The sequence below is a fragment of the Mesorhizobium ciceri biovar biserrulae WSM1271 genome (genome assembly GCF_000185905.1).
Lineage (GTDB): Bacteria > Pseudomonadota > Alphaproteobacteria > Rhizobiales > Rhizobiaceae > Mesorhizobium > Mesorhizobium ciceri.
In genome coordinates this window covers 378,298-391,811 of sequence record NC_014923.1, presented here as the reverse complement: position 1 = coordinate 391,811, position 13,514 = coordinate 378,298, and the positions used below count along the sequence as shown (strand labels likewise).

General features: G+C 62.8%; 14 protein-coding genes. 8 read left to right on the top strand and 6 right to left on the bottom strand.

Annotated elements, in window-relative coordinates; all coding sequences use genetic code 11:
• Nucleotides 1–50: 50 nt before the first annotated feature.
• The gene (locus MESCI_RS01775; RefSeq protein ID WP_013528225.1) at nt 51–1,100 is read right to left on the bottom strand and encodes a CobW family GTP-binding protein; all 1,050 of its coding nucleotides are present in this window, start codon (nt 1,098–1,100) and stop codon (nt 51–53) included.
• A gap of 199 nt (nt 1,101–1,299) precedes the next feature.
• Between MESCI_RS01775 and MESCI_RS01770 the strand changes: the two genes are divergently transcribed.
• Together MESCI_RS01770 and MESCI_RS01765 are read left to right on the top strand one after the other, a co-directional pair.
• Nucleotides 1,300–2,046, top strand: a complete 747-nt coding sequence (locus MESCI_RS01770) for an intradiol ring-cleavage dioxygenase (RefSeq protein WP_013528224.1) — start codon at nt 1,300–1,302, stop codon at nt 2,044–2,046.
• Nucleotides 2,047–2,267: 221 nt separating this feature from the next.
• A complete protein-coding gene (locus MESCI_RS01765) occupies nt 2,268–2,738 on the top strand; it encodes a MarR family winged helix-turn-helix transcriptional regulator (RefSeq protein WP_013528223.1) in 471 nt (156 codons plus the stop codon).
• Nucleotides 2,739–2,762: 24 nt separating this feature from the next.
• Here the strand turns inward: MESCI_RS01765 and MESCI_RS01760 are convergent, their stop codons facing one another.
• Complete coding sequence (locus tag MESCI_RS01760; RefSeq protein ID WP_013528222.1) at nt 2,763–3,632, bottom strand: AraC family transcriptional regulator; 870 nt, start codon at nt 3,630–3,632, stop codon at nt 2,763–2,765.
• A gap of 49 nt (nt 3,633–3,681) precedes the next feature.
• Between MESCI_RS01760 and MESCI_RS01755 the strand changes: the two genes are divergently transcribed.
• The 5 genes from MESCI_RS01755 to MESCI_RS01735 all read left to right on the top strand — a co-directional run bounded on the left by MESCI_RS01755 (nt 3,682) and on the right by MESCI_RS01735 (nt 7,738).
• A complete protein-coding gene (locus MESCI_RS01755) occupies nt 3,682–4,089 on the top strand; it encodes a DUF2000 family protein (protein WP_013528221.1) in 408 nt (135 codons plus the stop codon).
• A 197-nt stretch (nt 4,090–4,286) separates the two neighbouring features.
• Nucleotides 4,287–5,171 (top strand): DMT family transporter, encoded by an 885-nt coding sequence (locus tag MESCI_RS01750; protein ID WP_063173523.1) that lies wholly within the window; start codon nt 4,287–4,289, stop codon nt 5,169–5,171.
• Nucleotides 5,172–5,248: 77 nt separating this feature from the next.
• Nucleotides 5,249–6,271 (top strand): LacI family DNA-binding transcriptional regulator, encoded by a 1,023-nt coding sequence (locus tag MESCI_RS01745; RefSeq protein WP_081714208.1) that lies wholly within the window; start codon nt 5,249–5,251, stop codon nt 6,269–6,271.
• Entirely contained in the window at nt 6,268–7,251 is a 984-nt protein-coding gene (locus tag MESCI_RS01740) for a 2-hydroxyacid dehydrogenase (protein WP_013528218.1), read from the top strand. The genes MESCI_RS01745 and MESCI_RS01740 overlap by 4 nt, the downstream gene beginning before the upstream one ends.
• Before the next feature lie 82 nt (nt 7,252–7,333).
• On the top strand, nt 7,334–7,738 hold the full coding sequence (locus MESCI_RS01735; protein WP_024501916.1) for a hypothetical protein: 405 nt from the start codon (nt 7,334–7,336) through the stop codon (nt 7,736–7,738).
• On the opposite strand, the gene MESCI_RS01730 is transcribed toward MESCI_RS01735, so the two are convergent.
• Nucleotides 7,739–8,512: a gamma-glutamyl-gamma-aminobutyrate hydrolase family protein gene (locus MESCI_RS01730; protein ID WP_013528216.1), complete on the bottom strand. Its 774-nt coding sequence runs from the start codon at nt 8,510–8,512 to the stop codon at nt 7,739–7,741. It lies immediately after the preceding gene.
• Between the two features lie 263 nt (nt 8,513–8,775).
• On the opposite strand from MESCI_RS01730, the gene MESCI_RS01725 reads away from it, so the two are divergent.
• On the top strand, nt 8,776–9,885 hold the full coding sequence (locus tag MESCI_RS01725) for a TRAP transporter substrate-binding protein (RefSeq protein ID WP_013528215.1): 1,110 nt from the start codon (nt 8,776–8,778) through the stop codon (nt 9,883–9,885).
• An 85-nt stretch (nt 9,886–9,970) separates the two neighbouring features.
• Here the strand turns inward: MESCI_RS01725 and MESCI_RS01720 are convergent, their stop codons facing one another.
• The 3 genes from MESCI_RS01720 to MESCI_RS01710 are packed head-to-tail and all read right to left on the bottom strand — an operon-like array spanning nt 9,971 to nt 13,383.
• Nucleotides 9,971–10,999, bottom strand: coding sequence for a zinc-dependent alcohol dehydrogenase family protein (locus MESCI_RS01720; RefSeq protein WP_164919992.1), 1,029 nt, complete (start codon nt 10,997–10,999; stop codon nt 9,971–9,973).
• A gap of 18 nt (nt 11,000–11,017) precedes the next feature.
• Complete coding sequence (locus tag MESCI_RS01715; RefSeq protein WP_013528213.1) at nt 11,018–12,799, bottom strand: TRAP transporter large permease; 1,782 nt, start codon at nt 12,797–12,799, stop codon at nt 11,018–11,020.
• Nucleotides 12,799–13,383, bottom strand: a complete 585-nt coding sequence (locus MESCI_RS01710; RefSeq protein WP_013528212.1) for a TRAP transporter small permease subunit — start codon at nt 13,381–13,383, stop codon at nt 12,799–12,801. The genes MESCI_RS01715 and MESCI_RS01710 overlap by 1 nt, the downstream gene beginning before the upstream one ends.
• Nucleotides 13,384–13,514: the final 131 nt, after the last annotated feature.

Below are 13,514 nucleotides of genomic sequence, written 5' to 3'. Positions count from 1 at the left end.
CAAGGGGAGAAGGACAGAAGGGGCAGCGCTAGCGTTATAAGGCTTGGAAATCAAGCCGCCTGGCAGGCGTCAAAACTCTTCTTCAGCCGCTCGGCGTCGAGTTCCCTGCCGATGAACACCAGCCGGCTCTCGTGCTTTTCGCCGTCTTTCCAGGCGCGCTGGTGGTCGCCTTCGATGATCATGTGCACGCCCTGGATGAGATAGCGCTCGTCGTCGCCCTTGAGCGCGATGATGCCTTTCAGCCGCAGGATGTTGGGGCCTTCCATCTGGGTGATCTTCTCGATCCAGGGGAAGAATTTCTTCGGATCCATCTCGCCGCCGCGCAGCGACACCGATTGCACCGTCACGTCATGAATGTCCGAAGCATGCGCGTGATGGTCGTGCCCGTCATGATCATGGTGGTGGTGATCGTGGCCGTCGTGGTCATGATGATCGTGATCGTCATGCACCTCGAGGAAGTGCGGATCGTTTTCCAGTGCCCGGGACAGATCGAAAGCGCCGCGGTCGAGTACTTCGGTCAGGTCGACGCCGGCGCGGGTGGTACGATGGATCTTTGCCGCCGGATTGATGGCGCGGATCGTTGCCTCGACCTTGGCGAGTTCTTCTGACGTGACGAGGTCGGTCTTGTTGAGCACGACGACGTCGGCGAAGGCGATCTGGTCCTCGGCTTCCCTGGAATCCTTGAGCCGCAACGGCAGGTGCTTCGCGTCGACCAGCGCCACCACCGCGTCAAGCCTGGTCTTGGAGCGCACATCGTCGTCCATGAAGAAGGTCTGCGCCACCGGCACCGGATCGGCGAGCCCGGTGGTCTCGACGACGATGGCGTCGAAGCGGCCGGGGCGGCGCATCAGGCCCTCGACGACACGGATCAGGTCGCCGCGCACCGTGCAGCAGATGCAGCCATTGTTCATCTCGTAGATTTCCTCGTCGGATTCCACGATCAGATCGTTGTCGATGCCGATTTCACCGAACTCGTTGACGATGACGGCGTAGCGCTTGCCGTGGTTTTCCGACAGGATGCGGTTGAGCAGCGTCGTCTTGCCGGCGCCGAGATAGCCGGTGAGAACGGTTACGGGGATTTGCGTCTGTGCGTCGCTCATGGCTTGCCTCGAAAGTGCTGGGCCGCGAAAGATCCGGCCCTCAAAAGGGATTGTCGGTTCCATATAGGATGTGTGCCGGGCTTTTGCACGGGGCAAACCGATGGGCCAAACCGGCTTGCTACAATACCGGATTTTGACTGGCGAAAGCCGCTGTGATTGCCTAGCTCGGGATGCGGAAGATCAATTTGAGAGGCAAGATATGTCCGGCAAGCCATCCTCCTTCTCATTGAGCCGGCGCCAGGCGCTCGGGTTGATCGCGGTCACCGCCGGAGGTGGTGCCTTCCTGCCGGACTCGGCAATGGCCGCTCAATCTTCGGCTGCCCAGGCTTCACCCTATGCCGGACTGGCCTTGTTCGAAAACGGCGCCGGTGTCTGCACCATTACGCCTGAAGTGACCGAGGGACCGTTCTATTTCGACCCGAAACTCGAACGTGCCGATGTCACCGAAGGCAAGAAAGGTATTGCCCTTGACGTCCGGCTGCAGGTTGTCGACGTGGACTGCCGCCCACTTGCCGGCGCCCGCGTCGATATCTGGCATTGCGACGCGCAGGGCGCCTATTCCGGCTATCCCGGACAGGGTGACGGCCGCGACGTCGACACGTCGGGCCAGACCTTCCTGCGTGGTTGGCAGAAAACCGATGCAAGCGGCATCGTTTCCTTCGCCACGATCTATCCCGGCTGGTATCGCGGCCGCACCACCCACATCCATTTCAAGGTCTTCCCTGACGACAGGTCGGTGATGACCGGCCAGTTGTTCTTCCCCGACAGCCTCAGCGAGCAGATATTCACCTCTGCCGCGCCCTACAATGACCGGCCCGGCAAGCGCGACACTTCAAACGCCGATGACGGCATCGCCAGGCGGGCAGGACCGCAATCGCAGGCTGCGCTGCGCGAGTTGAACGATGCCTATCAGGCGCTGATGATCGTGGCGGTGAAGTCCGGCTGAGCGGCGGTCACTCCACCACCACCACCCTGCTCGCGACGAAAACTCCGGCTGGGAATTCGTTTGTCATCCAACTGAAATAAACATCTGGCATTAGCCACGGCGGACACCACAATGCTTGCCGGCAAAGCTGTTTGAAGCACCGGAATCTTTTTGATCGTCGATTGCCAACCGGCCGGCTGCCTCTATGCTGCCCGCACCGGTACGGCCGAAGAGGGAAGACCATGGCCAAGGCGGACAAGACTGCGACAATGAGCCGGCTGCATTCCGCGGCAAGGCTGGCAAGGACGGCGCTGGCTGCCCGGCTTCTGGCGCACGGCTTCTATGCCGGCCAGGACCAGATCATGCTGGCGCTCGACCGTGAGGACGGCCAGACGCCGGGCAATCTTGCCGGACGTCTCGGCGTGCGCCCGCCGACGATCACCAAGACCATCAACCGGCTGCAGGCCCAGGGTTTCCTGGAGAAGCGCGCTTCTGAAGCCGATGCCCGTCAAGCCCACATCTTCCTCACTGATACAGGCCGCGACATCATCCACGCCATCGAGAAATCGGTGAAGAAGACCGAAAAGCAGGCGCTGAAGGGCCTCGACAAGAAGGACCAGAAGTCGCTGTTCAAACTGCTTGCCCGCATCGAGGCCAACCTCTCGAACGAGGAATTGGTGCTCATCGACGACGACGCCGAGTCGGACGACTGACTGGCGGATTGTGGCGGCAGGCGATCAAGCCGCCGCGGCAGAGCCCTGGATCAGCGACGACCAGCGTCCCGGTGTCATGCCGAACGCCTTCTTGAAGTGCCTGATGAAATGGCTCTGGTCGCTGAAGCCGGCTTCGACTGCGATCTGCGCCAACGGTTCGCCGGCGGCGATCATCCGCCGCGCACGCTGAAGCCGGCGCATCACCAGGAAGCGATGCGGACTGGTCGAGAACGCCGCGCGGAAATGCCGTGACAAGGCATAGCGGTCGAGCCCGGTTATCGCTTCCAGTTCGCCGGAGCGCACCGGCCGGGTCAGGTTTTCCGTGAGATAGTCGCGCGCCAGTGCAGCCGCCCGCCACGCCGTCCTGGTCATCGGCTTTGCCGGCTGGCCGCCATGCCGGGTCAGGCTTTGCATCAGTTGGACCAGGAAATCGTCGACGAACAGGTCGTCGAGTTCCTGCTCCAGCGGCCCCAGCGCCGAAAGCAGCGTTGCGCAAAAGGCGGCGTCCGTCACCACGCCATCCCTCACAAAAGGCAGCGAAGCGCCGCCGAGGCAGTCGAGCATCAGCGACGGCTCCAAATAGAGCATTCGGTAGCGCAGGCCGTCCTCGGTGCCGGCGCCGCCGTCATGCAGTTCGTCGGGGTGTAGCACGATGATCTGGCCTGGAAGGCTGTGACGCGCAGCACCAAGATAGCGAAACGTCTGCACACCGTGCAGCGTTACCCCGATCGCATAGGTGTCGTGGCGATGCAGGTCGAACGCGCTGCCATGGAAGCGTGCCTCGATCCGCTCCATGCCTGCGGGATCGGGACCGGAGATAATACGGTTTTCCGTCGCATCGATGCACAAACGTCCAAGACCCTCGAAGGCCTGGCTGTCTAGATCGTGCGACATCGTCTCTGTAAGCCTCGCATTGGGGCACAAACCGAATGGCCAATGTCTCATGTTCGATACGAAATTTGCAATCGTGCTCAGGGAAGATCTGGCGGTCTGGCAGAAACTCAACGTCACCGCCTTCCTGACCAGCGGCATCGTCGCGCAGTTTTCCGATATCATCGGTGAACCCTATCGCGACCGCGCCGGCAATCTCTATAACCCGCTGTCGATCCAGCCGGTCATCGTTTTGTCCGCCGACCAGGCCACGCTGGGCACGATCCACCGGCGCACGCTGGAGCGCGGCGTGACCACCTCGCTCTATGTCGAGGAGATGTTTTCGACCGGCTTTGACGCGGCCAACCGCGCCGTCTTCGCCGAATTTGCGCCTGAAGACGCCAAGGCGGTCGGGATCGCGCTTCGCGCCGACAAGAAGCTGGTCGACAAGATCACCAAGGGCGCCCGTATGCACCCGTAGCTTCAGAGGCATCGACTAAGCCTGCCGCCGACACTTGTTGTGCCAGCCGGCTTTGGCGTGGCGACAGCCGACAATTGGCTTGCCGGGAGCCGGCAATTCCCGCAAAGGTGGGTCCAGCCCAGCTCCCACCCGGCCTGCAAGTGAGTGCTCCCCAAAGACATGTAGAAAGCGCGACGCCCCCTGTGGCGATCCTGTGCATGCTTTCCACTTACGTCTGCTTCACCTTCCTCGACACATCAAGCAAATACCTCGTCCTCGCCGGCATTTCCGTGCTGGTCGTTGCCTGGGTGCGCTTTGCCGTGCATGTCATCCTGGTCGGCACCCTGTTGCGCGGCTGGCGCCAACCCATGCGGTTTCGCCCGGTCAACCTGCCTGCGCATATCCTGCGCGGGGCTTTCCTGTTCGGATCGACCATATTCAATGTCCTGGCGCTCAAATCCCTGCAACTGGCCGAGACAACCTCGATCTATTTCTTTGGGCCGATGGTGATCACGGCGCTGGCCGGTCCGCTGCTTGGCGAGTGGGCGGGCTGGCGGCGCTGGCTGGCCATCCTGGCGGCCTTTGCCGGCGTCCTCATCATCACCCGACCGGGCGTCGGCGTGTTCGGCATCGGACATCTCTTCGCGCTCGGCTCGATGCTGTCGAACTGCTTCTACGTCATCATGACGCGCCGCATGTCGGCGACCGAGACATCGGAGAGCCTCATCCTGTTTTCGGCGCTGGCGCCGGCGCTGCTGCTGTTGCCCCTGCTGCCGTTTTCGTTTTCCCTGCCGCATGACGGCTGGCACTGGTTCGTGCTGCTGATGCTCGGCGTGTTCGGCGGCGTCGGTCACTGGCTGCTCGTCCAGGCCTACCGGCTGGCGACGACCACGGCTTTGGCGCCCTATCCCTATTCGCAGATGGTGTGGATGATCATTTCCGGATGGATCGTCTTCAAGCAGTTTCCCGACCGCTGGACGCTGGTCGGCGCCGCCATCATCGTCGCCAGCGGCCTCTACATCGTCCATCGCGAGCATAGGCTTCGGCTGCGGAGCCGCGCGGCCTCGGACGTCGAGGCCGAGGCGTTGGCAAAAAAACTTTGATTTGCCCCCGATCGGTGGCATAACGCCGCCTTTAAACAGTTTAGGTCTGGAAAGTCAGGTCCGGGGAGCGCACGTCGCTGGCACAAAAAATCAAGCTTTCGACGATCGCGGATGCGCTCGGCGTGTCCACGGCCACGGTCTCGCTGGCGCTGCGCGACAGCCCTCTTGTTGCCGGGACCACCCGTGACCGCATCAAGGAACATGCCCGCGCCATCGGCTATATCTACAACCGACGCGCCGCCAGCCTGCGCACCTCGCGTTCCGGCATTGTCGGCGTCGTCGTGCACGACATCATGAACCCGTTCTTCGCCGAGATCCTGCGCTCGATCGAAAGCGAGCTCGACCGCAGCCGGCAAACCTTCATCCTGTCCAACCACTATGATCAGCTCGAAAAGCAGCGCACTTTCATCGATACGCTTTTGCAGCTCGGCGCCGACGGGGTCATCATGTCGCCGGCGATAGGCACGCCGGCTTCCGACATCGTGATGGCCGAGGAGAACGGCCTGCCGGCTGTGCTGATCGCGCGCACCGTCGAGGGTGCCGACGTGCCGGTCTTTCGCGGCGACGACTCTTATGGAACAGGCCTCGCCACCAACCACCTGATCTCGCTCGGCCACAAGCGCATCGCCATGATCGGCGGCACCGACCAGACCTCGACCGGCCGTGACCGCTACCAAGGCTATATCAACGCGATGGAGGCGGCCGGGCTGGAAGTCAGGCCGTCCTGGCGCATCGCCGGGCCGCGCACCAAGCAGGCCGGCTTCGAGGCCGCCGGACAGTTCCTGGCGCTGAAGGACAGGCCGACGGCAGCCTGCTGCTGGAACGACCTCGTCGCCATCGGCCTGATGAACGGCATTGCCCGCGCCGGCCTGGTGCCGGGCGTCGACATCTCGGTCACCGGCTATGACGACCTCGAAGAGGCGGCGATCGCGACGCCGGCGCTGACCACAGTCTGGAACGGCCAGCGCGAGGTTGGCCGCCGCGCCGCCAGCGCGCTGCTCGACAAGCTCAACGGGCAGACGGTGCGACCCTCGCAGGAATTGATCAAGCCGGAACTGCATGTGCGTCAGTCGACCGGCAAGCCGGTGGAGCGTGCATGACCAAGGCCGAACAGTTGCAGACCGTCGCCATCCTGGTGCCGGGCGATTTCAACGACCACGCGGTCGACCGCATCAACCGCACGTTCAGGCGTGTCAGAATTGAACGCGCCGATCCGGCGCTCGTCACCGACGAGATGCGCAGTGATGTGCGCGGCATCGCTTCGTTCGCCGGCATCAACGCGGCGATGATGGATGCATTGCCCAACCTCGAACTCATCGCTTCCTTCGGCGTCGGCTATGATTCGGTCGATGTCGGTCATGCGGCGGCGAAAAACATCATGGTCACCAACACGCCCGACGTGTTGACCGAGGAGGTCGCCGACACCACGATCGGGCTGTTGATCAACACCATCCGCGACCTGCCGCGCGCCGAGACCTGGCTGCGCGACGGCAGCTGGGTGCGCAAGGGCAATTATCCGCTGAGCCGGCTGACCTTGCGCGGGCGCAGTGTGGGTATTTTCGGCATGGGCCGCATCGGGCAGGCCATTGCCCGGCGTCTGGAAGCCTTTGGCTTGCCGGTCGCCTACCACAACCGGCGCCGTGTCGAAGGTCTTTCCTACCACTATCATGCGACCCTGAAAGGGCTTGCCGAAGCCGTGGATACGCTGATTTCGGTCGCGCCGGGGGGCGCCTCGACGGAGAAGGCGGTCAATGCCGAGATACTGTCGGCGCTTGGCGCCAACGGCGTCTTCGTCAACATCGGCCGTGGCAGCACGGTCGATGAGGCAGCGCTTGCGGCAGCCCTTGCCAACGGCACCATCGCCGCTGCCGGCCTCGATGTCTTTGCCGACGAACCGAACGTGCCCAAGGCGCTGCTCGACGCGCCCAACACCTCGCTGCTGCCGCATGTCGGCTCGGCCTCGGACCATACACGCCGCGCCATGGCGGATCTGTGCGTCGACAATCTGGTGTCCTGGTTCACCGAGCGCCGGCCGCTGACGCCGGTGCCTGAGACGGCGCATGTGAAGGCTAGAAACTGATCCGTGGCTGCCACATTTATTAACGTCAGCTTAACCCTTTGGAATCATTGTTCAACCTGTCCGTGTACGTGGATGAAGAATGATGAAAGCACTTTCCGCATTGATCGCTGCCGCAGCGCTGTTTGGTGGCATTCAACTGTTTCATGGCGGCAGCCGGGAAAGCGTAGCCAACGAGGCCGCCCCGTCCAACAGCTACAGGCTGGTCGCCAATGGCGATGAAGCGGTCTGTGCAGTCAGCCGCGGGGCCGAAATTTCGGACGGTTTGTCGTTGCTCACCGTTGCTCCCAAATGCCGTCGGCTCTTGCCGGGCATAGAACAGGCGAAGTTCTGGCGCGAGCAAAACGATGGCACCGTTGCCTTCAGCGCCAATGGCACCGATCCAATCGTCACCTTCGCGGCTGCCGATGGCGACGGCTACGAATCCTATGCCCCGGCGCTGCCGCTGCTGTCGCTGGCGGCCACCCGTGATAAAAAATCCGGCGACTGATTATTCCGCTGCGGCCCGCGCGCCGGCCTTCGCTGCGGCGTGCAGCCGAACCGCATCGCCGAAGGCACGGAATATTTTCACCGAATTGCTGTCCGACTTGATCCAGTATTCCGGATGCCATTGCACGCCGACGGCGAAGGCGCGGGCGTCCCGCACCGAAACCGCCTCGACCGTACCGTCGGTGGCGACGGCCTCGACCTGCAGCTTCGAGCCGAGCCGGTCGATCGCCTGGCGGTGCAACGAATTGACCTTGATGTCGCCGGCACCGAACACACCGGCCAGGCAACTGTCAGGTTTGATCGAAATGGTCTGGTGGATGGCGAAGCGTTCGTCCTGCTTGTCGCTCACCGGCGCGCGGTGATCGAGCGAGCCCTCGCGCTCCTGGATCTCGGTGCCGAGCGTGCCGCCCAACGCCACGTTCAGTTCCTGGATGCCGCGGCAGATGGCGAGCAGCGGCACGCCGCGTTCGATCGCCCGGCGGATCAGCGGCAGCGTCGTGGCGTCGCGCGCCGGATCATAGGGGCCATTGGCTTCACTGGCGTCGCCGCCATAGAGCGAGGGATGCACATTGGATTTCGAGCCGGTGACCATGACGCCGTCGACCGACGACAGGAGTTCGTCGAAATCGAGCCGGTCGCCGAACGATGGCACCAGCACCGGGAACACGCCGGCGCCGGTGATCGCCGCTTCCAGATATTGTTGTGGGGCGGCGTGCCAAGTGTAGTTGTCGAACTGGCGGACGTCGGTCGATATGGCGACGAGCGGCTGATGCATTTGGGCTCTGTGTTCCATCGGGGCAAGGGATACCTGCCTTCAAAATAGGCGATCCCACGTTATTTTTCCATGCCAAGTTTCGGCGTGTCGCATGGGCCACGAAACGGCCTGTTAGACTATAGTTGCAGTGCAGCCGGGCTTCGCCGTCAAATCGGGCCGGCCTGCTGGACTCGACTTCTTGCCTGTGTATTGTCTCGAACGAACCGACACGGAAACCGAGGATTTTCTGACGTCGGCCTGTTGATCCAAAAGGGAGGAACTTCATGGATCGTCGTTCATTCATTCGCAAGGCCGGTGTCACCGGCGTCGGTGCCGCGGCGGCGGCGGCCACGCTGGCGGCGCCTGCAATCGCCCAGTCCAATCCCAAGGTGACATGGCGGCTGGCGTCGTCCTTCCCGAAGTCGCTCGACACCATCTATGGCGGCGCCGAGGTGTTCTCGAAGATGCTGTCGGAAGCCACCGACGGCAATTTCCAGATCCAGGTTTTTGCTGCCGGTGAGCTGGTGCCTGGCCTGCAGGCCGCCGACGCCACCACGGCCGGCACGGTCGAGGCCTGCCATACGGTGGCATATTATTACTGGGGCAAGGACCCGACATGGGCGCTCGGTGCGGCGGTTCCCTTTTCGCTCAACGCACGCGGCATGAATGCCTGGCATTACCATGGCGGCGGCATCGATCTGTTCAACGAGTTTCTCGCCACGCAGGGTCTTTTCGGCCTGCCGGGCGGCAACACCGGCGTGCAGATGGGTGGCTGGTTCCGAAAGGAAATCAACACGGTGGCCGACCTTTCCGGCCTCAAGATGCGAATCGGCGGTTTTGCCGGCAAGGTGGTGCAGAAACTCGGCGTCGTGCCGCAGCAGATCGCCGGCGGCGACATCTATCCGGCGTTGGAAAAAGGCACCATCGACGCGGCCGAATGGGTGGGCCCCTATGACGACGAGAAGCTCGGCTTCTACAAGGTGGCGCCCTATTATTACTATCCCGGCTGGTGGGAGGGCGGCCCGACCGTCCACCTGATGTTCAACAAGGCGAAGTACGAAGAGCTTTCGCCGACGTACAAGTCGCTGCTGCACACTGCCGCGCAGGCGGCCGACGCCAACATGCTGCAGAAATACGATTATCTGAACCCTGCGGCGGTGAAGCGGCTGGTGGCCGGCGGCGCGAAACTGCGCCCGTTCAGCCAGGAGATCATGGCCGCCTGCTTCGAAAAGGCCAACGAGGTCTATACCGAAATGGAAGCCTCCAACGCCCCGTTCAAGAAGATCTGGGAATCGATCAAGGGCTTCCGCAAGGAGCATTATCTCTGGGCACAGGTGGCCGAATACAATTACGACACCTTCATGATGGTCCAGCAGCGCAACGGCAAGCTGTAGCCGGCCGGACTTCTGCTCAAAAGCTCTCTGGGCGGACCCCGCTCAGGGAGCTTTTCTGTATATGCCGGGAGGCGAAGCCGGCGGTTCAGCCGCGGCGCGGCACCACCAGAACCTTGACCTCGCCGGGCGCCGGCGGATTGGCGATCACCGCTGGCGCTTCTTCAAGCGACACCTGCCTGGAGATCAGCCTGTCGATCTCGACCGCACCGGAAGCGATGAGTTCGGCGGCGCGGCGATGGGTGTAGGGATTGAGGAAGGAACCGAGCACCTTCAGTTCCCGGAACAACAGGTCGAACGGCTCGAATTCCGCTTTCATGCCTTGCGGCGTCACGCCGACAATGACGACCGTGCCGCCGGCTCGGGCCAGGCGCATGGACTGCTCGACGGTCTCTCGCGCGCCGGCGCATTCGAAGACGACGTCGACGCCACCTGGCGCCAGACCGGCCGGTCCGGCGATCGCATCGATGACATCGGTGGCTGTCGGATCGATCGTCGCTGTCGCGCCGAGGTCCTCGGCGAGGGCGCGCCGCGAAGCCTGCCTGGTCGACAGAGTGATGGTCGTGGCTCCCGCCAGTCTTGCCAGCTGCACGGTAAGCAGGCCGATCACGCCGCCGCCAAGCACGACCACCGAGCTGCCCGGTTTGATACCGGCAAGGTCGACGCCGTGCAGGCAACAGCCGAGCGGCTCGCAGAAGGCACCGTGCAGGGGGTTCAGGCCTACAGGCAGGACGAAAGCCTGCTTCTGCGGCAAGGCAAGATATTCGGCAAAGCCGCCGTCGCGATGAATGCCGATCGCGCACAGATTGCTGCAGAGATTGACTTGTCCCGCGTGACAGTGCGCGCAGCGCCCGCAGGCTATGTTGGGGTCGCCGGTAACACGATCGCCGATGGCAAAACCCGAGACCGATGTTCCGATCGCCTCGACGATGCCGGAAAACTCATGGCCGGGCGTCACCGGTGGCGTGCAGGGAAATTCACCGTGAAACAGATGCCGGTCCGTGCCGCAGACGCCGCAGGCTTCGATGCGCACCAGTAGCTCATCCGCACCGATGTCAGGCATGTCGACGTCGCGCAGCGTGATGCCGCCCACTGCTTCCAGCCGCACCGCTTTCATGGTCTTGACCATGCCGGTTCAGTTGAAGCTTGGCGGTTGCGACAGGTCGGGCTGTGGCGCTGCCGGCTTTGCCGGTGTCGGATCGCCGAAACTGGGCGGTTGCGAAAGGTCAGGAGCGGCCGGCGCCGTGGCGCCACCAGCGGGCGCCGCTCCATCCGCCGGCGGCGTGCCCAGCGGCGACAGGCCGGGCACCTCCGGTACCTTGTAGTCGATGGTGCCCGGATCGACGGTCGTTCCCTTGTAGTGCATCACCATTTGCGGGAAGGCGATGGTCAGCCCGATCATGATCACCTGGATGCAGACAAAGGGCACCGCGCCCCAATAGATCTGCCCGGTCGTCACCGGCGCGATTTGTTTGCCGGTGAGACGATCGAGATAGGGCACGCGCGCGGCCACCGAACGCAGATAGAACAGCGCGAAGCCGAAGGGCGGGTGCATGAAGCTGGTCTGCATGTTGACGCCCAGGAGCACGCCGAACCAGATCAGGTCGATACCGAGCTTGTCGGCGGCGGGCGCCAGCAGCGGTACGATGATGAACGCCAGTTCGAAGAAATCGAGGAAGAAGGCGAGGAAGAAGACGAGCATGTTGACGCCGATCAGGAAGCCGACCTCGCCGCCCGGCAGCGACGTCAAAAGGTGCTCGACCCAGATGTGGCCGTTGACGCCGTAGAAGGTCAGCGAGAACACCCGTGCGCCGATCAGGATGAACAGCACGAAGGACGACAGCCTTGTCGTCGAGGCCAGTGCCTGCTTGACGACGTCAAGCGACAAGCGCCCCTTGGCCGCCGCCATGAACAAGGCGCCGACCGAGCCCATGGCGCCGCCTTCGGTCGGCGTGGCGATGCCCAGGAAGATGGTGCCCAGCACCAGGAAGATCAGCGCCAGTGGCGGGATCAGCACGATGATCACCTGCTGCGCGAGCCTGGACATCATGTTGAAGTTCAGGCGCTTGTCGGCAATGGCGACGATGTAGATGAACAGCACCCCGGCAGTCGCGCCAAGAATGTCGGCATTGTCGCCATGCGCCGGCGCCAGATAACGATATGCCGCGTAGGAAACCGCCGATGTGACCAGCAAAGCCACCAGCAGCGACATCACGCCATGGCCAAGTGTACGGGCCTCGAGCGGCAGCGCCGGCATCGAGTTCGGCCGGATGATCGACATGATCAGGATATAGGACATATAGAGGCCGGTGAGCACGAGGCCCGGGATCAACGCGCCCGCGTACATATCGCCGACCGAGCGGCCGAGCTGGTCGGCAAGCACGATCAGCACCAGCGACGGCGGGATGATCTGGGCAAGCGTGCCGGAGGCGGCAATGACACCGGATGCGAGCCGGCGGTCATAGCCATAGCGCAGCATGATCGGCAGCGAGATCAGGCCCATGGCGATGACGGAAGCCGCCACCACGCCGGTGGTCGCCGCCAAAAGCGCGCCGACGAAGATCACCGCATAGGCGAGGCCGCCGCGGATTGGCCCGAACAGTTGGCCGATCGTGTCGAGCAGGTCTTCGGCCATGCCCGATCGCTCGAGCACGATGCCCATGAAGGTGAAGAACGGGATGGCCAGCAGCGTGTCGTTCGACATCACCCGGCTGCCGTAGAAATTATCCGGCAATGCGTGCAGGAGCGGCCAGGCGAGGTTGATCGATCCTCCGGAATAGGGAGACAGCAGCACGCCGATGAAGAAGAACATCAAGCCGTTGGCGGCCAAGGAAAAAGCGACGGGGTAGCCGATCAGCAGGAAGATGATCAGCGAAGCGAACATGATCGGCGCCATGTTCTGCGCGATGAACTCCATCACGAACGCACCTCGTCGGCCAGCGCCTTGGCTTCGAGTTCGGCCTGCTCATGCACCGATATGAAGGGATTGGGGTCGTCCATGTCTCCGCGCATGATGGCGATCTTCTTGATGATCTCGGAGATGCCCTGCAGCGCCAGCAGGAAAAACCCGACGAGCAGGATGGCCTTGGCGGGCCAGATGATCAGGCCGCCGGAATTGTTGGACATCTCGCCGCTGCGAAACGACAGCGACACATAAGGAACGAAATAGATCACCATCAGCGTCACGAACGGCATCAGAAAAAAGACATGCCCGAAAAGGTCGATCCAGTGCTGCACGCGGCGTGGAAACAGGCCGTAGACGACGTCGATGCGGATATGTTCGTTCTGCTTCAGCGTATAGGCGGCGGCCAGCATGAAGGCGGCGCCGAACAGATACCATTGCAGCTCGAGCCAAGCGTTCGACGATATGTCGAACACCTTGCGGATAATGGCGTTGGCGGCGCTCACCAGGATCGCCAGCAGGATCAGCCACGATATCCATTTGCCGATGAACTCGTTGGCGCGATCAATAGTCCTGGATAGAGCGAGAAGCCCTGCCATGCATTCCTCCCTTGTACCGGAGGCGTGCCGGCTTCCCCCTTTTTGTCCGTCACGCCACGTGGTCCAACGGTATGCCGCGCGTGGACTGACGGGTCAACAAGGATAGAGGCAGCGAATATCATCGCATGGCA

Excerpts from the sequence above, each read along its gene's own strand:
- MESCI_RS01775 (WP_013528225.1), bottom strand. The coding sequence starts at position 1,100 with ATGAGCGACGCACAGACGCAAATCCCCGTAACCGTTCTCACCGGCTAT.
- MESCI_RS01770 (WP_013528224.1), top strand. The coding sequence starts at position 1,300 with ATGTCCGGCAAGCCATCCTCCTTCTCATTGAGCCGGCGCCAGGCGCTC.
- MESCI_RS01765 (WP_013528223.1), top strand. The coding sequence starts at position 2,268 with ATGGCCAAGGCGGACAAGACTGCGACAATGAGCCGGCTGCATTCCGCG.
- MESCI_RS01760 (WP_013528222.1), bottom strand. The coding sequence starts at position 3,632 with ATGTCGCACGATCTAGACAGCCAGGCCTTCGAGGGTCTTGGACGTTTG.
- MESCI_RS01755 (WP_013528221.1), top strand. The coding sequence starts at position 3,682 with ATGTTCGATACGAAATTTGCAATCGTGCTCAGGGAAGATCTGGCGGTC.
- MESCI_RS01750 (WP_063173523.1), top strand. The coding sequence starts at position 4,287 with ATGCTTTCCACTTACGTCTGCTTCACCTTCCTCGACACATCAAGCAAA.
- MESCI_RS01740 (WP_013528218.1), top strand. The coding sequence starts at position 6,268 with ATGACCAAGGCCGAACAGTTGCAGACCGTCGCCATCCTGGTGCCGGGC.
- MESCI_RS01735 (WP_024501916.1), top strand. The coding sequence starts at position 7,334 with ATGAAAGCACTTTCCGCATTGATCGCTGCCGCAGCGCTGTTTGGTGGC.
- MESCI_RS01730 (WP_013528216.1), bottom strand. The coding sequence starts at position 8,512 with ATGCATCAGCCGCTCGTCGCCATATCGACCGACGTCCGCCAGTTCGAC.
- MESCI_RS01725 (WP_013528215.1), top strand. The coding sequence starts at position 8,776 with ATGGATCGTCGTTCATTCATTCGCAAGGCCGGTGTCACCGGCGTCGGT.
- MESCI_RS01720 (WP_164919992.1), bottom strand. The coding sequence starts at position 10,999 with ATGAAAGCGGTGCGGCTGGAAGCAGTGGGCGGCATCACGCTGCGCGAC.
- MESCI_RS01715 (WP_013528213.1), bottom strand. The coding sequence starts at position 12,799 with ATGGAGTTCATCGCGCAGAACATGGCGCCGATCATGTTCGCTTCGCTG.
- MESCI_RS01710 (WP_013528212.1), bottom strand. The coding sequence starts at position 13,383 with ATGGCAGGGCTTCTCGCTCTATCCAGGACTATTGATCGCGCCAACGAG.